This window comes from Nonomuraea turcica, from assembly GCF_030718205.1.
Classification (GTDB): domain Bacteria; phylum Actinomycetota; class Actinomycetes; order Streptosporangiales; family Streptosporangiaceae; genus Nonomuraea.
The window spans coordinates 17,868-38,965 of record NZ_JAUZQF010000043.1; the positions used below are offsets into that span (position 1 = coordinate 17,868).

17 protein-coding genes are annotated in these 21,098 nt (G+C 66.7%); 11 read left to right on the top strand and 6 right to left on the bottom strand.

Features of this window, described 5'->3' with window-relative positions; translation table 11 throughout:
- Window positions 1–54: 54 nt before the first annotated feature.
- The 4 genes from Q9G87_RS56110 (at window position 55) to Q9G87_RS56125 (ending at window position 4,472) form a co-directional block, all read left to right on the top strand.
- Window positions 55–861 carry a UTRA domain-containing protein gene (locus Q9G87_RS56110; RefSeq protein WP_305924895.1) on the top strand — a complete coding sequence of 269 codons (807 nt, stop codon included), beginning with the start codon at window positions 55–57 and terminating at the stop codon, window positions 859–861.
- A gap of 860 nt (window positions 862–1,721) precedes the next feature.
- Entirely contained in the window at window positions 1,722–2,954 is a 1,233-nt protein-coding gene (locus Q9G87_RS56115; protein WP_305924896.1) for a hypothetical protein, read from the top strand.
- Window positions 2,944–3,615 carry a nucleotide-binding protein gene (locus tag Q9G87_RS56120; RefSeq protein ID WP_305924897.1) on the top strand — a complete coding sequence of 224 codons (672 nt, stop codon included), beginning with the start codon at window positions 2,944–2,946 and terminating at the stop codon, window positions 3,613–3,615. Before Q9G87_RS56115 ends, Q9G87_RS56120 begins: the two co-directional genes overlap by 11 nt.
- 56 nt (window positions 3,616–3,671) lie before the next feature.
- Window positions 3,672–4,472 (top strand): macro domain-containing protein, encoded by an 801-nt coding sequence (locus Q9G87_RS56125; protein ID WP_305924898.1) that lies wholly within the window; start codon window positions 3,672–3,674, stop codon window positions 4,470–4,472.
- A gap of 1,205 nt (window positions 4,473–5,677) precedes the next feature.
- On the opposite strand, the gene Q9G87_RS56130 is transcribed toward Q9G87_RS56125, so the two are convergent.
- A complete protein-coding gene (locus Q9G87_RS56130) occupies window positions 5,678–6,448 on the bottom strand; it encodes a transposase family protein (protein ID WP_305924899.1) in 771 nt (256 codons plus the stop codon).
- Between the two features lie 1,636 nt (window positions 6,449–8,084).
- The gene (locus tag Q9G87_RS56135) at window positions 8,085–9,101 is read right to left on the bottom strand and encodes a LacI family DNA-binding transcriptional regulator (RefSeq protein ID WP_305924900.1); all 1,017 of its coding nucleotides are present in this window, start codon (window positions 9,099–9,101) and stop codon (window positions 8,085–8,087) included.
- A gap of 230 nt (window positions 9,102–9,331) precedes the next feature.
- Between Q9G87_RS56135 and Q9G87_RS56140 the strand changes: the two genes are divergently transcribed.
- From Q9G87_RS56140 to Q9G87_RS56155, 4 genes are read left to right on the top strand one after another with little or no spacing between them, the layout of a single operon-like run.
- Complete coding sequence (locus Q9G87_RS56140) at window positions 9,332–10,609, top strand: sugar ABC transporter substrate-binding protein (protein ID WP_305924901.1); 1,278 nt, start codon at window positions 9,332–9,334, stop codon at window positions 10,607–10,609.
- 4 nt (window positions 10,610–10,613) lie between these two features.
- On the top strand, window positions 10,614–11,576 hold the full coding sequence (locus tag Q9G87_RS56145) for a carbohydrate ABC transporter permease (RefSeq protein WP_305924902.1): 963 nt from the start codon (window positions 10,614–10,616) through the stop codon (window positions 11,574–11,576).
- On the top strand, window positions 11,573–12,379 hold the full coding sequence (locus Q9G87_RS56150) for a carbohydrate ABC transporter permease (protein ID WP_305924903.1): 807 nt from the start codon (window positions 11,573–11,575) through the stop codon (window positions 12,377–12,379). The genes Q9G87_RS56145 and Q9G87_RS56150 overlap by 4 nt, the downstream gene beginning before the upstream one ends.
- Before the next feature lie 17 nt (window positions 12,380–12,396).
- Window positions 12,397–14,067: an MGH1-like glycoside hydrolase domain-containing protein gene (locus Q9G87_RS56155; RefSeq protein ID WP_305924904.1), complete on the top strand. Its 1,671-nt coding sequence runs from the start codon at window positions 12,397–12,399 to the stop codon at window positions 14,065–14,067.
- A gap of 52 nt (window positions 14,068–14,119) precedes the next feature.
- On the opposite strand, the gene Q9G87_RS56160 is transcribed toward Q9G87_RS56155, so the two are convergent.
- Window positions 14,120–15,955 carry an RICIN domain-containing protein gene (locus Q9G87_RS56160; protein WP_305924905.1) on the bottom strand — a complete coding sequence of 612 codons (1,836 nt, stop codon included), beginning with the start codon at window positions 15,953–15,955 and terminating at the stop codon, window positions 14,120–14,122.
- 321 nt (window positions 15,956–16,276) lie between these two features.
- On the opposite strand from Q9G87_RS56160, the gene Q9G87_RS56165 reads away from it, so the two are divergent.
- Window positions 16,277–17,020, top strand: coding sequence for an endonuclease/exonuclease/phosphatase family protein (locus tag Q9G87_RS56165; protein ID WP_305924906.1), 744 nt, complete (start codon window positions 16,277–16,279; stop codon window positions 17,018–17,020).
- A 5-nt stretch (window positions 17,021–17,025) separates the two neighbouring features.
- Here Q9G87_RS56165 and Q9G87_RS56170 read toward each other — a convergent pair whose 3' ends face one another.
- Together Q9G87_RS56170 and Q9G87_RS56175 are read right to left on the bottom strand one after the other, a co-directional pair.
- Window positions 17,026–18,054, bottom strand: coding sequence for a WXG100 family type VII secretion target (locus Q9G87_RS56170; RefSeq protein ID WP_305924907.1), 1,029 nt, complete (start codon window positions 18,052–18,054; stop codon window positions 17,026–17,028).
- A gap of 58 nt (window positions 18,055–18,112) precedes the next feature.
- Entirely contained in the window at window positions 18,113–19,444 is a 1,332-nt protein-coding gene (locus Q9G87_RS56175) for a WXG100-like domain-containing protein (RefSeq protein ID WP_305924908.1), read from the bottom strand.
- A 137-nt stretch (window positions 19,445–19,581) separates the two neighbouring features.
- Between Q9G87_RS56175 and Q9G87_RS56180 the strand changes: the two genes are divergently transcribed.
- Together Q9G87_RS56180 and Q9G87_RS56185 are read left to right on the top strand one after the other, a co-directional pair.
- Entirely contained in the window at window positions 19,582–19,911 is a 330-nt protein-coding gene (locus Q9G87_RS56180) for a hypothetical protein (protein ID WP_305924909.1), read from the top strand.
- 253 nt (window positions 19,912–20,164) lie between these two features.
- The gene (locus tag Q9G87_RS56185) at window positions 20,165–20,554 is read left to right on the top strand and encodes a DUF6223 family protein (protein ID WP_305924910.1); all 390 of its coding nucleotides are present in this window, start codon (window positions 20,165–20,167) and stop codon (window positions 20,552–20,554) included.
- 192 nt (window positions 20,555–20,746) lie between these two features.
- On the opposite strand, the gene Q9G87_RS56190 is transcribed toward Q9G87_RS56185, so the two are convergent.
- Window positions 20,747–20,989 carry a pyridoxamine 5'-phosphate oxidase family protein gene (locus Q9G87_RS56190; protein WP_305924911.1) on the bottom strand — a complete coding sequence of 81 codons (243 nt, stop codon included), beginning with the start codon at window positions 20,987–20,989 and terminating at the stop codon, window positions 20,747–20,749.
- Between the last annotated feature and the right edge of the window lie 109 nt (window positions 20,990–21,098).

Consider the following 21,098-nt stretch of genomic DNA (forward strand, 5'->3'; position numbering starts at 1 on the left):
CAATAGGGGGGCTAAAGTGCGCCGAATGTCGGTCCCTGAGGAGGCAACGCCCGGATGGACTTGAAGACGCTGAGAGAAGTCGCGCAGGTCAGCGATCCCGTGGAACGAGCCCGCATGCTCAGCCGACTCATGACCGAGGAACAAGGGTTGGTCACCGAGGCGGCCAAGATGCGGCGGCAGGCCATCGCGGAGGCGCGGGAGTCCGGGATGAGCCTGGAGGAAATCGCCGGGCGGCTGGGGGTCTCGCCTGGGCGCATCTCGCAGATGAGAAAGGGGCCCACGGCTCGCGCGCCGGAAGGCCCCGCCTCGCCGGCCCCTCGCGTGCTGGTGCAGCGGGCCTTGCCGACCGAGCCCGCCGTCAGGGGCTCCAAGTCCCTGTTCCTGGCGGAAGCGGAACGACAAGGGCTCAAAGCTGATCGCCGGATGCTCTACGTCGGTCTGGAACCCGCCAGCGATCACGTTGCGGCCTGCCTGCGCGTCGAGCCCAGTACGGACATCGTGGCCCGGCGCAAGATGATGACTGCGAACGACGTGCCCGTACGCATCGCGACGAGCTACTTCCGCGCCGACCTGTTCGGCGACACCAGGCTCGCCGAGCCGGAGTTCGTCAAGCCGTCGCTTCAGTCCGCGTTGATCGCCCTTGGCTACTCGTTCGGTCACGCGGAGGAGAGCCTGACCGCTCGGCCGCCGACAGCCTTCGAGCGTGAGACGTTGGAACTCGAGCCCGGAGAGTGGATCGTCCAAGTGCTCCGGGCGAGCTATTCCACCGAGGACACGCCTATTCATGTCCTTGAGACGATCTGCGCCGCGAACCGGCATATCTTCTCCATCGGCCAGGTCTCCGGGTACGACGAATTCTGAGTGACGAACTGAGTGGCAATCGCGCCGGACGACCTTGGACCCTGAAGGACCGGCAAGGACTATAACCCCAGGTGGGGCGGGTTTCGGCCGTGATCCCATCCCCACGTGATGCGCGGGGGGTCAGTAGGTGGTGCACAACCACACCTTTGGAGACCGCAATGCGCGTGGCGTCCACAGCTAGGACATCGGCGTTATTGACTGTGTCGAGTCGTTGTCGCGGTGTGCGAGTCACGCTTAGGTTACATCGGCCCTGAGAGCATTGCCTTATCCCGGCAATCCTGTTACTGGGCGGGATTCATCCACTAGTTGCTGGTTTCGTAGCCCCGAGTGGAGAGATCACGACATCTGGACGAGATGCCTGCTGATGCTTGTCGTCGCACGAATGGTGGCACCCGTGATCGTGACCGCCACAGGATCGCACGATGGGAATCGCGATATGCGGGTCTTCGGCGACTTCCGCGGCGCGGCGCTGATCCCCTACGGATCTCTGGTCGAGCCGGTCTTCTCGGTGTATAGAAGCATGTGCGGGATTCCTTCTCTGCGGCGGGAGGAAGGGCGAGGGTATGCGATGTCTCGTTTGCGATGCTTCAACGACGGATATGGATATCTGTGCCGAATGTTCGCTAAACGGACATGGCTCGCTCGGCTTGGACGGCGTTCCTCCGCATGTGGTGGATGTTGAAAAAGCGGACAGTCAGGTGACAAGGCATCTGTGTTGCGCCGCGCAGTCAGATGAATGGTTCGCACAGAAGCTTACGTCCAACATTATTCGGCAGCCGCGCCGAGGGGTGGCGAAGTCGCCGGGAGTCGATATCGTGGCGGTGCTCCGGCACGCGTGTGCCGCACGGAGGCGCCGGGCGTTGCGCGACACCGTGCTCACGGTCGTCAACCTCCCGGCGATCTTGCTAGCACTCGGAGCGATTTTTGCTGCGGTCATCAGTTTCTCGCTCGCGCCCCTCCGGGTGCTCTTACCGGTGCTGGGCGTGTCCATGGCGGTTTCGTCGGTTACCACCTTCTTCTTCAAGCTCTCCTACAATCATGCGATCACCGGTCCGCTGAGCCGTCGACACTTCTCTGCAGTCGAGGCGCCGGTGCCGCGCAATTCCCTGCTGAGAGCGCGCATAGCGGAGATCGACAAGCAGACGCACGGGAACATCACAATTTATCGAGGGTTCAAACCCTTTCGCGGATACGGGAAGGTCATCGGGGGCTGGTCCTTCGCAATAGACATCACGAAGCCGCGCGAGTACAGCGGGGAATGCTCCCGTTTCGAAGTCCACGAGATACGCGATCACGTGAAGCGTCAGGTGGAAGCTCTCGAGTGGCTGGGCCTCAGGGTCGAGGAGCGGATCTTCGTCAGCGGTCGCGACGTCTGGGACGGCCGGGTCTTCATCGGCCAGGACGGCAGGCCGCAAGCGACGATCGAGGGCCGGGAACTACGCAAATTACTGCTGGAGCCGGACAACCGGGCGCGGCCGTACACGGTAATCCGGCTGCTTGGGTGGGACGGCGAGCTCGCTCTGACGATCTTCCTGCGCTTCGTGATCGTCAAGCGCAATCTGTTCATCGAGGCAAGCCATTCGATCCTCACGCCGTTGCGCGACTCCTTCCGAGGACACGATCAAGTCAAACGGGTGGCGGGATGGTGGGGTCATCTCGGGTTGGGACTGCGTTCGATCAGGCTGTTCAGCAGGCCGATGTCGGCCTTTGCCCACTGGGCCGAACGGCGGGATGACAGGCGCGCGCTCATGGAATTGGCTGATCGTTTCGAAGACCCTCACTTCGACCACGGCGTCTTCTTCAGTGCCCGCGAATGGGCCAGTGACGAGCGCTATCAACGGTATTTCCAGAAGCTGGACAGCGAGATGTACACGAAGGTCGTCGAACAGCGCATATTTGATGCGCTCGTGGAGTTCCTGGATAAGCACAACATCGATACAGGCGAACTCGTGCAGCGGCAGACCACGATTCTCAACAACGGTGTGATGGTGACCGGTAACGGTTCCATCAACGCGCAGAACGTCGCAGGCGGAACGGGGGCGCACGCCGGCCCTGGCGAGCAGAAAGGCGGAGGGAAGCAGAGTGGGACATAATTACGGGGTTCACATCAGCGGCGGCGAGGTCAACGCGCAGAACATCGCGGGCGGTCCCGGCGCGCACGCGGGAAGCGGTGAACTTGGGGTGGCGGGCAGGTGGCGCGACGCCCAGAACCTCCAGGAGAAGGAAAGGAATGTCTTCGTCATCCACGGACGCGATGAGGAATTTAGAAAACGCATTTTCGACCTCCTGCGCCGCATGGACCTGAACCCCCTGGAATGGGAGACGATGGTGCATGCCCTGGGCCATTCCAGTCCCTACCTCGGTGAGGTCCTGGACCAAGCGTTCACCATGATGCAAGCGGCCCTGGTCCTGATGACGCCGGATGACATGGTGCGGCTCCATCCCGACCTGGCGGAGGGCGAGCGGGATCGGGTGACGGAGTGCCAGCCACGCCCCAACGTGCTGTTCGAGGCAGGGATGGCATTCGCAAAGTGTCCGGAGCGCACCGTGATTCTTCATGCGGGGCACATGCGCGCCGTGTCGGACTTCGGCGGGCGCAACTACGTGACGTTCGACGGCTCCGTCCAGTGCGTCAACAAGCTTAAGCTGCGCCTGCAGACCGCAGGCTGTGCCGTACGAGAAACGGGTAGCGACTACCTAGATACTGAGCAGCTTCGCAACCTCGGCGCCTACCTTCGGCGCCCGCGCGGATGAACGGTCTACGGCTTGTAGCCGGCACCTCGCGCGGCCGCTCGCTGGCAATCAGCCACATGCTCATCGCCTTTGGCCTGATCTCCGCAGTGGTGCAGTTCGCCGGTCAGGTGTTTGGGCTGAAGTTCAGCCAGCCCGGGCTGATCACGGGGGTGTCCCTGGGGTTCTGCGTTGTGTGGGGGTTCGCCCGCGCCTACCCGCGGAGGAGGATCGAACGCCAGTTCACGCACCCCGACCTGACCGTGATCATCAAGATTGGTGACCTGCTGGAAGAGAGGGCCGATTTGGTCGTGGGTTTCAGCGACACATTCGACACCGATGTCGGGGACAATGCGATCATCAACCGCTCAAGCCTGCAGGGTCAGCTACTGACCCGCATATACGGAGGCGACCGGTCACGGCTGGATGGGGAGCTGAGCAAGGCGCTGGCCTCTGTCACTCCGGCGAGTATGGAGACCAGGGCGACCAAGCCGAAAGGGAAGCTGAAGCGCTACCCCATCGGCACGGTAGCGCTGATCGGTCCGCCGGATCAGCGGATCTACTGCGTGGCCTACAGCCGAATGGGCAACGAGCTCACCGCGCACTCGTCGATGAACGACCTCTGGGTAAGCCTGGATCGGCTCTGGGAGGCGATTGCCGCCAGTGGGCAGCTGGGCAAAGTGGCGATCCCGATCATGGGAGCCGAGCTTGCCCGGATCTACGCACTCGACCGTGAGAATCTGCTCAAGGTGATCATCTTGTCGTTCATGGCGCGGTCGCGTGTGCAGGCCGTGTCCAGAGAGCTCATGGTCGTTATCCGGCCCCAGGAGGTCGACAAGGTCGACCTCCTGGAGATGCGGGCCTTCTTGGCCGCCCTCTGAAGAGCTGCGGGCCGTGATCCCGGCGTCCTCCAGCACCTTGGCCAGTCGCTGGCCCTCGCTTATGCGGTGCTCGATCAGATCCACGCGGCCGATCGCGTGGGCCAGCGTGCGCGTCGAGGCTATGGACTGCGGCTAGGTGGACCTGGTCGCGAATGCTGCCGCACGCCTGCCAGCGGCCGACGCGGGTTGGGATGCAGCCAGTCGGGCGACAGGTTCGGGCTCGGCCGGATGTCTCGCCCGTCGAATCGTGAGGTCCGGCTGGGTTGTATCGCTGCAGGAGATCTTGTGATGCCCTCGGGGTCGCATGGGTCTACGGACCCCGCTGTGTGCCCAAGGGCCGGAATGACGCTTCCCCTGCCGCCGCCCTCGATCTCGTCGATGATCGATACCGGATACCCTGCCGGGCGTGCGGCGAGTAATGACTCGCCGGACGGCGTGGCTCGCGCTCGCGGCGGTGGCGGGGGTGTTGATGATGAGGCGTTCCCGGCGTCTCGCAGCCACGCGAGAGCGCCCGGCGCAGCATCAGGCCGAGCCGACGCCCACCGTCTCCGCTGACGCTCCTGTTCCCGAACAGCCTGCCGCCGTACAGTTCCTTGCGGAGCCGGGCGATTAGCTCGACGGTGCCGGCGTCCAGCGCGGCCGGGTGAGGTGCACGGGCGACGCGATCGCGGCTCGAACGCCGCGTCGCCCTCGGTCCCATAGCGGGCGATGAGCTTGGGCACCCAGCCTTCGGACACCCCGTAGGAGCCGGCGACCTCCGCGTACGGGCGGCTTTCGACGTCAACGGCGGTGATGATGAGTCTGGCTTTGGACACACCGGCCAGACTCGTGATCGCGAAGGATTCCTCTCTCCGGAGACACTCTCAACAGGGCGGCTGCTGGTCTGCGTGGAGATCTTCTCGGAAAGATCCGGGTGACGTCCTCGGCCTTGAGCGCACCGAGCTGGGTGTGCCACCGCGGCGGCGGGGAAAGCCAGTAAACCGAGGCAGAGCACCGCACGGGCCGCGCCGGTCACGGCGCGAAATCAGGGGCTCTTCTGCCCCCGGTCGAACGCCCCTGTGTGGTTCATGATTGATGTAACGAGGGTGGCTGTTGCGATGAAGGTGCCTCCGCTCCATACAAGAGCTCCAGCCATCAGTACGCCGTTCTCCCGCGCGACGATGAGTGCGATGAGCGCGATCACCAGCGAAAGCAGTGAACACATTTCATCCCTGTGCGACCTCGTAGTTCTGCAGGACAGCGATGGCCTTGCACAGGTGTCCGGCCTTGAGCGGGCAACAACGAAGCTTGCGGAGAATCCTCCAACTCTTGAGCTGGGCATTCGCGCGTTCGCCGGGGCCACGCAGCCGGGCATGTGACCGGTTGGCTTGCTTTTGCGACTCGGGCTTGTTCTTGCCCTTGTATGGGGTGATGAGCGGTCCTTCGGCTCCCTGATAGCCCTTGTCGGCGAGGGTGAGGATGCCGACCTCCTCCAGCTCGCGCAGGATGCCCCAGATCCGGGCCGCGCTCAGGTCGTGCGTCTTGCCGGGCAGCGACCCCGACGTCCAGATGATGGTCCCGTCCGGGGAGGCGATGACCTGGATGTTCATCCCGTGCACGCGATGCTTGCCGGAGTAGTACGGCCGGTCGGCTTTGACGCGGTCGGTGGGGATGAGCATGCCATCCAGCACCAGGTAATGCAGCCCGTCCTTCTTGGCCTTGCGTAAGGCCTGGCCGAGCTTGGGCGAGCGGGCCGACAGCAGCTTGACCGTCTCCCGCACATAGCGCCACGCGGTCGCAGTCGACACCCCGAAACCGGCGGCCAGTTCGGCGAAGGTCTCGCCCTTGCGCAGGTAGACCAGGACCAGCAGGGCTTGCTGTCCGGCATTGAGTCGCCGCCAGGGGGATCGGATCGTCTTGCGGTACCGGCGCAGCACCCCGGCGAGGTAGTTCAGCGTTGCACGCGACAAATCGACGGCGGCGCGGTAGAACAGCACCTGAAGCTCCTGGTGATGACGGCGAAGATTGTGGTGATCAACCCCTCTACCAGGAGCTTCTTCACGTCATCGGCCGAACACCAGCATCGCGATCATGCTGTGACCAGCGGTCCCGCCGTATGGGCATGAAATGGGTTCAGTATGTCGATAGCCAAGCAGAGCGCGATGCGCGTGGTGATGCTCATTTCTTCTCATTTCGGTGAGATGGATCGTAATTGGAGGAATCGTTCGGATGTCCATCAATCCCGAGTTCTGGGTGCTCGGCGTTCGTAGCAGTTGAGAGCCGTAACGGTAGGGATGGACGGGGATCTGGTTGAAACTAAGTCGACAAGTATCGGCTGCCTGTCCGCGGCGACGTGAGGTGGCGGCCGGACGCTGCGATGGGGGCGCGAAGGTCGACGGGGTCGAAGGCTTGGACCGAATGATCTGTGTGAAGCTCTGGTGACGCCGGGGCCACGTGGGGTTCCAAGCGCGATAAAGATCATCACGGGGTCTAGATCATGGACTGCCCCTTTCATCTGCTGGTCTACCGAATGGCGGGCCGGGGTCGAGGGAAGGCGGGTTGTCACTTCGGCGACTCTCGTCCGTCGTCGCCCCTGATTATGACGGTTTGTGGGCTGTGACGCTTGTGCAAATGCATGTGCAGATATAAATCTTCTCCTGGAGGATGAGAATCCTCTCCCCTGGTCCGCATCTGAGAGCTTCTCGTGGAAGATTTATGTCTTTTCATCCCTTTTGTGCTGCTTGTCGTAATGAATGACCACGGAAGGTATCTGCACGTGCAAGAGCGGAGATGGACGAGAGTGGCTCCGGCGCTGTACGGGAAGAACTGGCAAGGGTGTGCGATGCCCGATGTCCTCTTTGCCGCAAACGCCAGCTCGCCAGCGCCGGGGATCCAAGGCGGTCAAGGAGGGTGTTCCAGCAGGTCGCCTGGCCCGCGGCAGCTTGAGTCGGCGCCGGGTGCGTGGCTGAACCGCTGGTGGGTGATGGCGATTGACGGGTTCGTCGTGGACCTGCCCGACACCGAAACCAACGTCGGTCGATGTGGAGCTTGTTGAGCATGGTGAGATGCCGTAGGCCCGTCAGCGAGGTGATTGTACTCAGCTGGAGTTCGGTCCTGCCCTCGTGTCGGAACGCCGGGGCGAGCAGGTGCTCGGCGAATCCGTCCGGGTCGCGGGCCGCCCTCCACAGCTGAAAGAGCAGCTTGGAGGCGTACTTATCCTTGCTGGTGAAGCGGGCGGCCAGTTTCAGGGCGTCCCCGCCGTCGTCCGGTGTGGACAGCAGCACGAGTTCCCGGATGGCCTCGCGCGCCTCGACCGGCTTGACGGTCTCCAGAAGCGCTCTTAACTGATCGAGCCGGGCTGAGGTGTCGTCGCCTCCGCTCCTGTCGTTGGTGTGCGTACCGGGGCGAGGTCGGCTGCGTCCTGGGAGAGACTGTGGGGCTGGCTGGAGGCGTCGAATCGATTCGACTGGACCTTAAGCGCCCCCTGGTGCGATGGTCAAGAGCGAGAAACGTGCGTGACACGTCGCCGCCATGTCGCCGTCAGGCGAGCCGTAATCCTGGAAGCAGGCGTGCACGTGCGCGAGTGCCGCCGCCCTCAGCTTGAGCGACCTGCGGATCTACGAGCCCCTGTGGTCAGGCGCGTGGCCGGGCGGGCCCGGTTGTGCCGCGGAGCGAGATCGGCGGGGCGACCAGGAGGTGCCGGTGCGGGATGGCCGGGTCGGCGATCCGCTGGATGAGTAGCTCGACGGCCCGGGCGCCCATATCGTCGGCCGGGACGTCGGCGGCGGTGAGCGGCGGATGCAGGCTCTCGGCCCAGTGCTGGGCGGCCACGCCCGCGACGGAGAAGTCCCCGGGCACGGTCAAGCCCGCTTCGTCCAGTGCGCGGTACATGCCGGACACCGCCGCCTCGTTGATGGTGGCGATGGCGGTCAGGTCCGGTTGCTGAGCAAGGAGTTGCTGGAGGCACGACTGTCCGGATGGGGGGTCATCGCCGCAGCAGACCCGCACGCCGTGCAGGCCGCGTTCGGCGATGGCGCGGTCGAAGCCGGCCTGCGCGCGGTGGCCCGGGCCGTATCCGGCGGCGACCAGCTCGGCGTTGCGGTTGACCAGCGCCAGATGCCGATGGCCGAGGTCGGCGAGGTGGTGGACGCACTTGGCGATGAGCGTCTCGTAGTCGATGTCCACCCAGGACATGTCCTCGGGGTGGCGGGTGCGGCCGATGCCGACGAACGGCAGGCCGCTCTCGAGCAGCCGGGCGACCCGGTCGTCCTCCAGGCGGATCTCCATGAGGACGACGCCGTCCACGCGCCGTCCGGTGACGACGCGCTCGAAGGAGCGGTCGTGCTCGCCGCCCGAGGGTGAGAGCAGGACGTCCAGGTCGGCGCGGGCGGCGGCGTCGACCACGCTGGCCACGAAGCCGAGCTGCATGTCGGTCAGGCGCCGGCCGGCCGGCGGTATGACCAGGCCGATCGTGCGGGTGCGGCCCTCCTTCAGCGCCCTGGCGGACGCGTTGGGCCGGTAGCCCAGCTCGTCGATGACGGTCAGGATGCGGCGTTTGGTCTCCTCCGAGACCGGGCGCTTGCCGGTGAGCGCGTACGAGACGGTGCTGCGCGACACGCCCGCCCGCTTGGCGATCTCTCCGATGTTCACCCGTGCTCCTCGTCCGAATCCGCCGGTCGGCGACCATCGTAGGTCGAACCGGTTCATGCGAGGTACCCACCCCGGTGCCGCGGCGAAGACGTATCGATTGCCGCAAGGCTTCCGCCCGCCCATTGACGCGCAGGACGGAGCGGGCCTATCTTCGGTCGAACCGATTCGGCGAACCGATTCGACTTCGAATGGAAACAGCCGCGTAACGCCTGTCTGCGGAGGTCAGATCAATGAGATCAGCGGCAAGGAGCCGGCGTACCGCCGGTGTGAGCCTGGCGGTCCTGGCCGCCATGGGCGGGCTCGCCGCCTGCGGCTCGTCATCGTCCGGCGGCGACGGCGGCTCGACGAGCGCGAGCCAGGCCGCCGGGGGCGGCGCCTACACGATCTGGGACCCCTACCCCCAGTACGACAAGAGCTCGGAGTGGGTGAAGCTCCTCGAGACGTGCGGCACCCAGGCCGGGGTGAAGGTCGAGCGGACCGGCTACGACACCAGCGACCTGACCAACAAGGCGCTGCTGGCCGCCCAGCAGGGCAACTCGCCGGACGTGCTCATCGTGGACAACCCCGTGGTCTCGACGCTGGCCGAGGGCGGGGTCCTGACCACCACGGAGGAGAACAAGCTCGACGTCTCCGCGATCGAGCCGAACCTGCTGGCCGCCGGGCAGATCGGCGGCAAGACCTACGGCGTTCCCATCGGCGCCAACACCCTGGCCCTCTACTACAACAAGGACGTCCTGAAGAAGGCCGGCGTGGACGTCGCCTCCGTCAAGGACTGGGCGTCGCTGACCGCGGCGCTGGAGAAGGTGAAGGCGTCCGGCAAGAAGGGCATCACGTTCTCGGCGATCGGCACCGAGGAGGGCAGCTTCCAGTTCCTGCCCTGGTTCTGGGGCTCCGGCGCGAACCTCACCAAGCTCGACTCCCCCGAGGGCGTCTCCGCGGTGGCGCTGTGGACGGACTGGCTGAAGAAGGGGTACGCCCCCAACTCCGTCATCAACAACACCCAGACCACGAGCTGGCAGGAGTTCGCCGCCGGCGACTACGCCTTCGCCGAGAACGGCACCTGGCAGCTCGCCAACGCCAAGAAGGCCGGCTTCGACTACGGCATCATCCCCATCCCGGGCAAGGACGGCGGCACCGCCCCCGCTCCGACCGGCGGCGAGTTCGTCAGCATCCCGGTGCAGTCCGACACCGCCCGCTACGCCACCTCCCAGAAGCTCGTGACCTGCCTGACCAGCACCGACAACTCGCTCACCACGACGACCACCCTCTCCTACATCGCGCCCACCGAAGCGGTGCAGGCCAAGCAGGTGGCGGCGAACCCCGATCTGACGGTGTGGGTCGAGGCGGTCAAGGCGGCCAAGGGCCGCACCAGCGACGACTTGGGGACGAAATACCCGAAGATCTCCGAACCGATGTGGGGCGCGGTGCAGGCGGCGCTGAGCGGCTCGAAGTCGCCGCAGGACGCCATGGCGGCGGCCCAGTCCGCGGCGGCGAGCGCGACCCAGTAGCGGCATGAACCACGTCACGCAGACGGCGGTGCGTCCCGCCCGCGGCTCCGCCCCGGCACGGGGGCGGGGCCATCGGGCGGCGCGCACCAGATCCGGGCAGTGGGCGGCGTGGGCGTTCCTCGCCCCGGTCGTCGCCTACCTGCTCGTGTTCTACGCCTATCCGCTCTATCGCAACGTCGAGCTGAGCCTGCGCAACTACACGGTGCGCTCGTTCGTGCAGGGCGACGCGCCGTTCGCCGGGGTCGACAACTACGCCAAGGTCTTCGGCGACGCCACGTTCGGGCCCGCGCTGTGGCACACGGTGGTGTTCACGCTGGTGTCGCTGGTCTTTCAGTTCGGCATCGGGCTCGCGCTGGCGTTGTTCTTCGTCAAGCACTTCCGGCTGTCGGCCACGTTGCGGGCGCTGTTCCTGGTGCCCTGGCTACTGCCGCTCATCGTGTCGGCCTCGACCTGGTCGTGGATGCTCAACAGCGACTCCGGCGTGGTCAACGCGGCGCTGAGCTGGTTCGGGATCGGCCCGGTGAACTGGCTGACCTCGCCGGACTGGTCGCTGTGGTCGGTGATCATCGCCAACATTTGGATCGGCATCCCGTTCAACCTGGTGGTGCTCTACTCCGGATTGCAGGCGATCCCCGCGGTCGTGTACGAGGCCGCCGCGCTGGACGGGGCGAGCGCCTGGCAGCGCTTCTGGAAGGTCACTTTCCCGCTGCTGCGCCCGGTGTCGGCGATCACCATCCTGCTCGGTCTGGTCTACACGCTGAAGGTGTTCGACATCATCTGGATCATGACCAAGGGCGGGCCGAGCGGGTCGTCGACCACGTTCGCCACCTGGTCCTACCGGCTCGGCTTCGGCAACCTGGTGCCCTCCTTCGGGCCCGGCGCGGCCGTGGGCAACCTGCTGATCGTGATGGCGCTGGTCTTCGGGCTGATCTACATCCGCGTGCAGCGAAGGCAGGCACTGGTATGAGGCACTGGAAGACCGCGGTCGGCCTGGTGCTGACCGGCGTGATGCTGTTCCCGGTCTACTGGATGATCAACGTGTCCTTCACCCGGGACACCGACATGCGCAAAAGCCCGCCGAACTGGTTCCCGATCGACGGCACCCTGGAGGGCTACCGGGCGGTGCTGGACCAGCAGCTTCCCTACCTGGGTGTGAGCCTGGTGGTCGGGCTGGGCACGGTGGCGCTGACGCTGCTGCTCGCGACGCCGGCCGCGTACTCGCTGGCCAAGCTGCGCCCGCGAGGTGGCGGAGTGCTGAGTTTCGTGCTGCTGATCGCGCAGATGATCCCCGGGATCATCATGGCGATGGGCTTCTACGCCATCTTCCTCAGCGCCGGCGTGCTCAACACCGTTCCCGGGCTCATCGTGGCCGACTCCACCCTCGCCGTGCCGTTCGCGGTGCTGATCCTCACCACGTTCATGTCCGGCATCCCCGAGGAGCTGCTGCAGGCCGCCCGCACCGACGGCGCCGGCGTGGTGCGCACGTTCTGGTCGATCGTGCTGCCGGTCAGCCGCAACTCGCTCATCACGGTGTCGCTGTTCGCGTTCCTGTGGGCGTGGTCGGACTTCATCTTCGCCAGCACCCTCGACCAGGGCGGCGACCACCAGCCGATCACCCTCGGCATCTACCACTACATCGGCAACAACAACCAGGAGTGGAACGCCATCATGGCCACCGCCGTGATCGCCTCCATCCCGGCGACCATCCTGCTCGTCGTCGCCCAGCGCTACGTCGCCGCCGGCGTCACCGCGGGCGCTGTCAAAGATTGAGAAGGGACCCTCACTTCATGACCGTCGCCGCCTCCGGCCCGGTGTTCTCCCTACGGGAAATCCCGTTCAGCTACCACGGTTCGTGGTTCGGCTTCTCGCCCGTGGTGGCGGAGAAGACCTACGCCGAGGACGTGCACCTGGTCTCTCACCAGACCGGCATGCACCCCATCCTGCGGCTGATCCCCGACGCCGAGGCCGCGATCACGGCCACCCCGCACCAGCTCACCTGGAACGACGGCGAGGGCCGGATCGACCTGGCCTACGAGAGCGCCGACACGGTACGCGTGCGCGGCCGCGGTCTCGGGCTCCGGCTGGTGGCCGCCGACCCGGTCCTGACTCCGTTCAGCGGCCCGTACTTCTACCAGGACCCCGTCGACGGATCGTCCGTCTTCACCGTCTACCAGACCGGCCGCCGCTACCGGATCACCCTCCTCAGCGGGCAGGCCGAGCAGCTCGGCGCGCAGGCGCTGCGCACCGCCGAACGCGGCGTCGTCCTGAGCGGCGAGTGGGAGATCGCCATCGAGGAGTACGAAACCGCCCGCGCCCCCTACGCGAGCACGGACCCCTTCGAGCAGGTGGTCAAGGCCGCGCGGGCCGAGTTCGACGCGTTTGCCGCGGCCGTCGCGCCCTGGCGCAGCGACCGCACACCCGCCGCCGAACTGGCCGCCTACGTGCTGTGGTCGGCCACCGTGCGCCCGGCCGGGTTCGTCACCCGGCCCGCCGTGCTCATGTCCAAGCACTGGATGGACAAGGTGTGGAGCTGGGACCACTGCTTCAACGCCATCGCCGTCGCCGACGGCCTGCCCGATTTGGCATGGGACCAGTACCGCCTCCCCTTCGACCACCAGGACGCCGCCGGCGCGCTGCCCGACTCCGTCACCCACTCCGAGGTCCTCTACAACTTCGTCAAACCGCCCATCCACGGCTGGGCCCTGCGCCACCTTCCGCCGCCGCCCGAGCCGGTGGACACGTACCGGCTGCTGGAACGCTGGACCACCTTCTGGCTGACGGCCCGTCGCGCACCCGGCCACCAACTGCCGCACTACCAGCACGGCAACGACAGCGGCTGGGACAACGCCACCACCTTCGACCCCGAGCGCGTCGTCGAGACCGCCGACCTGGCCGCCTTCCTCGTCCTCCAGATGCGCGAGCTCGCCCGCCTGGCCACCGACCCGGGCGCGGCCGCCCGATGGACGGAACAGGCCGACCGGATGCGCGACGCCTTGCTCGCCGAACTGTGGGACGGCGAACGGTTCGTCGCCCGCAGCGCCCATTCGACACGGACCTGGCCCAGCTCCAGCCTGCTCGACCTCATGCCGATCGTGCTCGGCGACGAACTGCCCGAACCCGTCCGCGCCGCCCTGGCCGCCGGGATCGAGAAGCACCTGACCGCATTCGGACCCGCCACCGAGCTGCCTGCCTCCGAGCACTACCAGGACGACGGCTACTGGCGAGGCCCGATCTGGGCGCCCTCGACCGTCCTCATCGAGGACGGCCTGCGCCGCGCCGGATACACCGACCTCGCCGATGAGATCAGCGCTCGCTTCCGCACGCTGTGCGAGAAGTCCGGCTTCGCCGAGAACTTCGACGCCCTCACCGGCGAGGGGCTACGCGACCGGGCCTACACCTGGACGGCCAGCGCCTACCTCATCCTCGCCGCCGCCCACGAGCGACGAAGCAGCACCTGATCCCGCTGTGGACCGGAGAGGCAGGCGCGGAAGGTTGCCGAGAGCGGCGCCGTCAACGGCCCCAGAGTCGCCAAGTTTGGTTGAGCGGACTGGCTTGGCCTGCCGGGTTGCAGGTCCACTGGTGGATGGGAGCGCGAGGCGCGGTCGAGATCGTGCTGACGTCGACGCACTTGCCACTGTGGCGGGCGACGAGCTGGTAGTCCCGGGGATCGTTGCCCCCATAGGTCACCTTGCGCAGGGTGAACTGCTGGTTCTGCGCTCCGCCGGCGCAGGCCCGCTGGCTTACCGGCGCGCCGTCGGCCGTGGACGCCGCGCTGACCTCGAGGCACTTCGCACTGTGCTGGTTGACCAGCGTGTAAGTGTTCGCCACGCCGGCGACCGGCCGGAAGTTCCACAACTGCTGGTCTCCGCCCTCGCAGTAAAACTGCTGCTGCACGTTGCCGTCAGCCGTGCTCAGGTTGGTGTTGTCCAGGCATTGCTGGGAATGTTGCGCGACCGCCACGGACTGGAAGCCGCCGTCCGACGGCGGCAGCAGCGTGACGGTGAACGTCTCGTCGGCGTTGGTGTGCGGCAGGTTCAGCCTGGCGGCGTTGCCGGACAGCGTCAGGACCGTGTTCTGGACGGTGATCGGCCCCTGGACCGCGCCGCCGCCGTTGTACGGGATGCGCTGCACGACCGCGCGGACCTGGTTGTTCTGCACGATGCCGCTGATGGTGTCGAGGCGGCGCAGATCGACGGCGATGTTGCCGGTCGTGCCGCCGCCGCCCACAAGGATTTTGGCCACGCCGGTCGCCTTGGTGGCGAAGGCGTCGTAGGACACGCTCGGAGTCACGGACACGATCTGGCCGGTCTGGGAGGCGTAGAAGCGGTAGACCCACCATTCGCCCTTGGGCAGGTGCTGGACCGCGCTGTTACGGACGAGCAGGTTGCCCAGATCGTTGTGCAGGTTGCCCGCGCTCGCCCAGTTCGCTCGCAGGCCGTCGGCGCCTGCCCGCTCCAGCCGGGCGATGTACCACGACCCGTCTCCTGGGTTCTGCTCGTTGGAGGCGCCGTATTCGTTGATCTGGTACGGGCGAGGGTGCGGGATGCCGCGCGAGTCGAGGGTCGTATTGGCGGCCGCCACGTTGGCCACCGGGTCGCCGGGGAGGGAATGCCAGCTGATGATGTCGGGGACGACGTTGTTGGCGCGGACGAAGTCGAGGTAGGCGTTCCACCAGGCGTACGTGGTGGAGGGCACGCAGGCGCAGCTGGGGCCGACGATCAGGTGGTTCGGGAACGCGGCGCGGATGCGCTGGTAACTGCGGCGCCACAGCTCGAGGTACTGCGCCTGCGGACGATTCCAGAACAAGGAGATGTTCGGCTCGTTCCAGATGTCCCACTGCACGGTGATCCCGGCCGACCGCACGTCGTTGATCAGGCGAGTGAGGAAGGCGTCGTAGTCGGACCAGTTGCCGTTGTCGCCCGGAAATCGCGAGATCGGGTAGCCGTCCGCCCCCCACAGGTCGTGCGGGAGGATGATGAACTGGCCGCCTAGCGCGATCGTACGACGGGCCTGGGCCAGCGTTGCGTTCCACCTGCGCTCGTAGGCGCCGGACACCCAGCCGCCGGGTGAGTCGAGCTGGGCGCCACCGGCGCGCATAGAGCGGAACTTCACGTCGCGGAAGAAGTGGTCTGCCGGCCCGGATGCGTTCTCCGTCATGCCGTAGATCCACCCGGACGCGCGATAGGTCGGGGTGCCGCCGGCTACGGCGAAGTCGACGCTGATGGACTCGTCCGCGGCGTGCGCCGGCGTCGGGATGGCCGGGACGACGGCGATGAGCATCCCGACCAGGATTCGGGCGACGGAGGTAAGCCGTCTGCTGGGCGGCTGTTGGGGGGTCGTCATCATGGTGGATCCTCCGGAAGTGGGGGTGAGGGAGGCAGAAGGACCATGAACGCGTGACATCGGTGAACCGATTCGAGCGCATGCAGAGAGGGGCAACTTGTCGTGAACTCGGATGATCGCCCGATGTAGGGCGCCGCATAGCGAATCGATTCGACCGAATCGTAGATCTCTTGACGGAGACGTGTCAACGGCATGTCGGCGGTACAACATTCAGGTTTCGCGGCGAATTCGCCTCGATCAGACCGTTCGAGGTGGATCTCGGTGGTAGGCCGGAAAATGCCGAACCACTGCTCATTCGCGTGGTAATCGGTAAAGTTGATGACCATGGGCATTGAGGCGGGCATGAAGTTCGGCCCTGTGGGCAAGCTGGCCGACGAGGTGGACGGGGCGCGCACCGCCGTGGAGGAGGGGCGCAAAGCGCTCTCCGACAGCCCGGGAGCCGTCACCTACGTGCCGGTGCCCAGCGTGCCGGGGTCCAACGCGTTCGGCAACACGTCCAAGGCCACGGAGGCCGGCTCGGCGCACGCGTCCGTCCAGGCCTCCGCCGACAGTCTCGCCGAGATCTTCATCGGCGTGCTCGACTCCGACGGCGAGCGGCTGCGCAAGGTCATCAAGGCGTTCAAGGACCTGGACGACGAGATCGCCGATCGGCTGTTCGCGAACGCCGCCAAGGGCTTCGACGTCTACAGCGCCCACGTGCACAGCCACGGGCTCCACGAGTACGACGACTACGTGCGCACCGGGCAGATCAACCGGCTGCACGAGGCCATGAACGGCGGCCCGTCACTGCTCGGCGGCGACCTCAACGTGATCACCAACAACGGCGACAACCCGAAGAACACCTCGTCCGGCGACGCCATCGGCGACATGGCCGGCGAGGGCTACACGGTCTACTCCGGCGCGACCAACGCCGACGGCGACATCGTCGGCACCTCGCCCTCCGGCACCCGCATCGACCACGTGGCCGGCTCGCCCGCCTTCACCATGGACGGGCAGCCCACCCTGATGGACGGCTCCACCTCCGACCACGACGGCCAGGTCGTCGACGTGCAGGTGCCCGACTGGTAGGCCGCTCACCGCGGCCTGATCTGCACCTCCGTGCGGGCGGCGGAGCGGCCCTCGCCGTCGTCGATGCGGTGGTCGCCCCCGCCCGGCTGGTTGGCCGGCAGGTCGATGTGGCCGCCCTCGACGTCGAGCTTGATGGTGTCGCTGCCTTCCGAGCCCGCGATGACGTCGCCTTCGCGCACGAGCACGGCGTTGCCGAACGACGCGTTGACGATGTCGCCGAGGATGGGGATGTCGTCGTCGGCGTGGTACTTGTTGCTCGCCTCCGCGTACTGGACGTCCCAGTTGTCGCCCGTGCGGCTCTCCAGCTCCTCCTCCAGGTTGTAGATGTCGTGCTGGAAGACCTCCTGGATCGTGGCGATGTCGGCGTCCTGGCCCGTGATGGCGTCGGCGATGTCGTCGATGTCCTCGGAGTCGGTGCCGGCGTCGTTGCCGGGGGAGTTGCCGGCGCCCTGGCCGATGTTGAGGTTCACCATGCGGAGGGACCGGGGCTTCCACTCCTCGGCGATCAAGTCGAACTGCTCGCGGTAGAAGTCGAGGTCCTGCCGCTTCTCCTCCAGTACGGTGTCGACGCGGCGGCGGATCTCGTTGGCCGTGCTGATCGCGGCGTTGACCAGGGTGGTCTGCTCGGCGGTCTCGGGCCGGAAGGTCAGGCCGTCGATCGCGGTGCCGGCGGGCACCGACTTGAGCCTGTCGCGCTCGTCGTCGAGGAGCCCCTGCTGCACCCGGAGCGTCGTGGCGGTCAGGTCGAGCGTGTGCGCGATGTTGTCGGCCCACGCCGCGGCGCGCTCGATGTCGGCGGTGAGGCGCTTGCGGTAGCCGTTGAACGCGTCGGCGGTGTCGCCCGTCCAGTGCTCGTTGGCGAAGACCGCCTTGGCGGCGTCGTTGATCTTCCCCTCCGCGGAGCGCACCTTGGAGCCGAGGCCGCGCCACGCCTCGGCCAGCAGCTCCAGCCGCCCGGGATCGGCGCGCAAGTCCCACACGTCGGCGGTGGTGATCGCTGCCTGGCTCGTCTCGCTCGTGGGCTCGGGTGCCATGGTGATCACCTTTATACCAGTTCGTCGTCTACTGCAAGGTCGTCAGTCAGGACGGGAGTCATTCGATCGTCCAGGTGACCGTGCGCTTGAGCGTTCCGCGCGTGTCGTACGACCTGGCCCAGCCGAGCTCCTCGAAGCGACCGTTCTCCGAGGTGAACCAGTGGCCGTCGTTGTTGAAGTTGTAGCGGTCGTAGGCGTGGATGGTGACGTCCATCGTGGCCTGGTTGCCCTCGACCCTGACGTCGCCGCTGCCCCAGACAGAGTGCTTGCCGAGGGCGAACTCCCAGTTCTTCGTGTCGGTCCTGTCGATGTCGACCGGTTCGCCCGTCATCTGGAACTGCGGCTGTCCCGTCTCGCGGTAGAGGCGCTCGGCGTTCGCCTGCGCGCGGCGGATCTCCGCGTCCACTCCTTCGCGGATCAGCTTGTCGTCCTTGTACGCCTGTTCGTAGTCGATGGCGTAGTCCTCGCCCGAGCCGCTCAGGTAATGCCGGTACGTGTCCGCCGCCTCGTCGAAGCCGGGCGTGGCGTCCTCCGCGTCCTGGAAGGCCTGCCACTTGTACCAGTTCGCGCGGTCGGCGAGGCTCGGGTCGGCGTCGGGGTCCAGCGGCCACGGGTTGTCGAAGGAGATCCCCGGGTCCTTCGCCGGGCCCAGGTCGTACTTGCCGTCCCGTGGGCCTTCCTTGGGGGACTTGGGCTGGGGGTCCAGGTTCCGTCCCGGCGGGTTCTGCGAGATCTGCCATCCGGTGGCGCCGGCGGTCGCCAGCATGCCGGTCCGGGCCAGCGCGGCGCGCACGCCGCCCTTCTGGACGGCGGGGAACTTGGGCGCCTTGGCCCTGAGCAGGGAGCGCAGCCGGCGCTCGACGGCCCTGACGACCGCGTGGCCGAAGTAGCGCTCCAGCTTCTCGCGCAGGGTGGCGACGGCCTTCCTGGCGAACAGGCGCAGCACGCCGACCATGGCCCGTCCCTTGATCGCGGCGAGTGCCCCCGAGACCACCGCCGCGGCCAGGGCCCACGCCAGGACGAGCAGGACGTAGGCGGCCAGGAAGATCAGGATGAGCTTGACGATCTCCACGAACCTCGCGTAGACGTCCTGCCCGTCGGCGAGGGCACGCAGCGACGTGGACAGGGTCTGGAGGTGCCCTTCCTCCTTCTCGGGCTCGTGGTACTCGGCCCACGACTCGTTGAGCGCGTCGATGTGCTCGCCGGCGTTGTTGGTGGAGGCGTGCGCGACGGCGCCGGACGCGCCCGGGACCACCTCGGCGTCCAGGGTGTCGGCGTAGGCGCGCAGGGCGGACGACGACAGCCGGATGTCGTCCTCGTTCTCGCTCGGCCACTCCACGAGGAGCATGTCGAACGGCGCCTGAAGGTGCGCGGGGAGGATGATCGCCATCGGGTCAGTGGTCGAAGAGAGATTCATCGGTCACAGCGCCCATGAGTATCACGAATGGTGCGTATGGGCTGAAAGTTGGGCTCGGTTCACGAGATTGGTGCGATCCTTTAACCACATTCGTGATAGTGATTGTTGCCGTGAGTGATGAGTTCCTCTTCGACCACTCGACCTTGAGCAGTGCGGGGCGGCACTTCATGGACTCCGCGGAAGCGTTCCAGCGCCACACCGACCAGCTGCTCACCTCCGTACGCGGCACGGGCACCACCGCGTGGGGCTCCACCGGCACGGGAGCGGTCATGGACGCGCTGGCCGAGCTTCTCGAACAGACCTGCGGGCACCTGGGCGGCAACATGAAGGAGTTCGGCTCGGCCATGCAGCGGATGGCCGACAACATCAAGCAGACCGAGCTCGACACCGTGGCCGTCATCAAACAGGCCGACCCCACGGGCGGCACGTCCCAGGTGTGATCGCCTCCACCAACAACGCCTGGGGACCGCTGGACCAGTGGGGTACGGCGGCTCTTGATACGCCGCCAGGGCGGACGATGCCGGAGCGGCCCATCGGCAACCGGCACGGGCCAGCGCCTACCGCCGACGCAGTAGATTCGCAGCTCGTGCGGCGTCTGCGGCAGGGAGAAGTACCTCCGTCAGCAGGATGACCGGCGACGGCTTCAGCGGACATAGTTCTGGTTGCCAGTCGTAGGAAGAGGAGGAACACCTCATGTCCGTCCTATTTGTGCTTGCCGCGCCGATCTGTACGACGCCTGCGGAATGCGCGGGCCAGGGTGTCGACACCTTCCTCGGGACCCCTGATCGAATCTGGGCCAGTGCGGCCGCACTGGTGGCGCTGGGCGCCGTGGTCATCGGCCGGCTGGCGTTGCGCTCCGGCCGTCGTATCGGCAACGGCGGGAGGAAGGCAGCCATCGTGGCCCTGGTCGGGGGCCTGACCGGCGCGGTCAACGGCGCGGTGAATCTGGCTGTCGCGGACGGTGGTCTTGGCACCGGCAACGGAGTATTCGGCGGCGCCGTGGCCCTGGTGCTCGGGCTGGTCGGTGCGGTCCTCGGCGGGCTGGCCCTGGCTCGCTCCCGCCGCACTGAGCTGAGCGGTTGACCGCCACCGTCTCCGGGCAGCTCATCGCCAAGATCGGCCGCTACAAGGGCTTCATCATCTCCAGCCGGAGGACGAACCCGAAACGGAGACCGCAGACGGCGAGGTGCCTCAAACCGTCGCAGCCGACTGACGGAACGAGGCCGCCGGTGACCTCGTGACCTGGGCACAGGCCGGCACTCTGGCCCCCGCGTCTCACCAGTCAGAGGCCTGGCACGCGGCGGCCAGTGATCTGGTTCGGGATGATGCGGTCTCGCCTCCGGCCCATGGGGTCACGCCGGCCTCGGCCGCCTTGGCCACCTCGTCCTCCGGCACGTGGTGAGCGGGGCCCTGGATGAGAACGCTCCAGCCCTCCTGCCGAGTCTCGTCGAGGCGGTCCACCTGAAAGCCGATCTTGATCTCCACGCCTTCGCGGCCCGTACGCAGGTCCTGGTCCATGGGGCCGCCGTAGGCGGTGCGGAAGACGATGCCGCCGGGCGCGAGACAGAGCCCTTCGGCCCTTGAGGAACTGACCTCCGGCCCTGCGCCGGGTAGGAGAGGGCACGGT

What these genes read in the sequence shown, in the direction of transcription:
- Q9G87_RS56110 (WP_305924895.1), top strand. Translation starts at nt 55, where the DNA reads ATGGACTTGAAGACGCTGAGAGAAGTCGCGCAGGTCAGCGATCCCGTG.
- Q9G87_RS56125 (WP_305924898.1), top strand. Translation starts at nt 3,672, where the DNA reads ATGCTCATCGCCTTTGGCCTGATCTCCGCAGTGGTGCAGTTCGCCGGT.
- Q9G87_RS56140 (WP_305924901.1), top strand. Translation starts at nt 9,332, where the DNA reads ATGAGATCAGCGGCAAGGAGCCGGCGTACCGCCGGTGTGAGCCTGGCG.
- Q9G87_RS56145 (WP_305924902.1), top strand. Translation starts at nt 10,614, where the DNA reads ATGAACCACGTCACGCAGACGGCGGTGCGTCCCGCCCGCGGCTCCGCC.
- Q9G87_RS56150 (WP_305924903.1), top strand. Translation starts at nt 11,573, where the DNA reads ATGAGGCACTGGAAGACCGCGGTCGGCCTGGTGCTGACCGGCGTGATG.
- Q9G87_RS56155 (WP_305924904.1), top strand. Translation starts at nt 12,397, where the DNA reads ATGACCGTCGCCGCCTCCGGCCCGGTGTTCTCCCTACGGGAAATCCCG.
- Q9G87_RS56160 (WP_305924905.1), bottom strand. Translation starts at nt 15,955, where the DNA reads ATGATGACGACCCCCCAACAGCCGCCCAGCAGACGGCTTACCTCCGTC.
- Q9G87_RS56165 (WP_305924906.1), top strand. Translation starts at nt 16,277, where the DNA reads ATGGGCATTGAGGCGGGCATGAAGTTCGGCCCTGTGGGCAAGCTGGCC.
- Q9G87_RS56170 (WP_305924907.1), bottom strand. Translation starts at nt 18,054, where the DNA reads ATGGCACCCGAGCCCACGAGCGAGACGAGCCAGGCAGCGATCACCACC.
- Q9G87_RS56175 (WP_305924908.1), bottom strand. Translation starts at nt 19,444, where the DNA reads ATGGCGATCATCCTCCCCGCGCACCTTCAGGCGCCGTTCGACATGCTC.
- Q9G87_RS56185 (WP_305924910.1), top strand. Translation starts at nt 20,165, where the DNA reads ATGTCCGTCCTATTTGTGCTTGCCGCGCCGATCTGTACGACGCCTGCG.
- Q9G87_RS56190 (WP_305924911.1), bottom strand. Translation starts at nt 20,989, where the DNA reads ATGGACCAGGACCTGCGTACGGGCCGCGAAGGCGTGGAGATCAAGATC.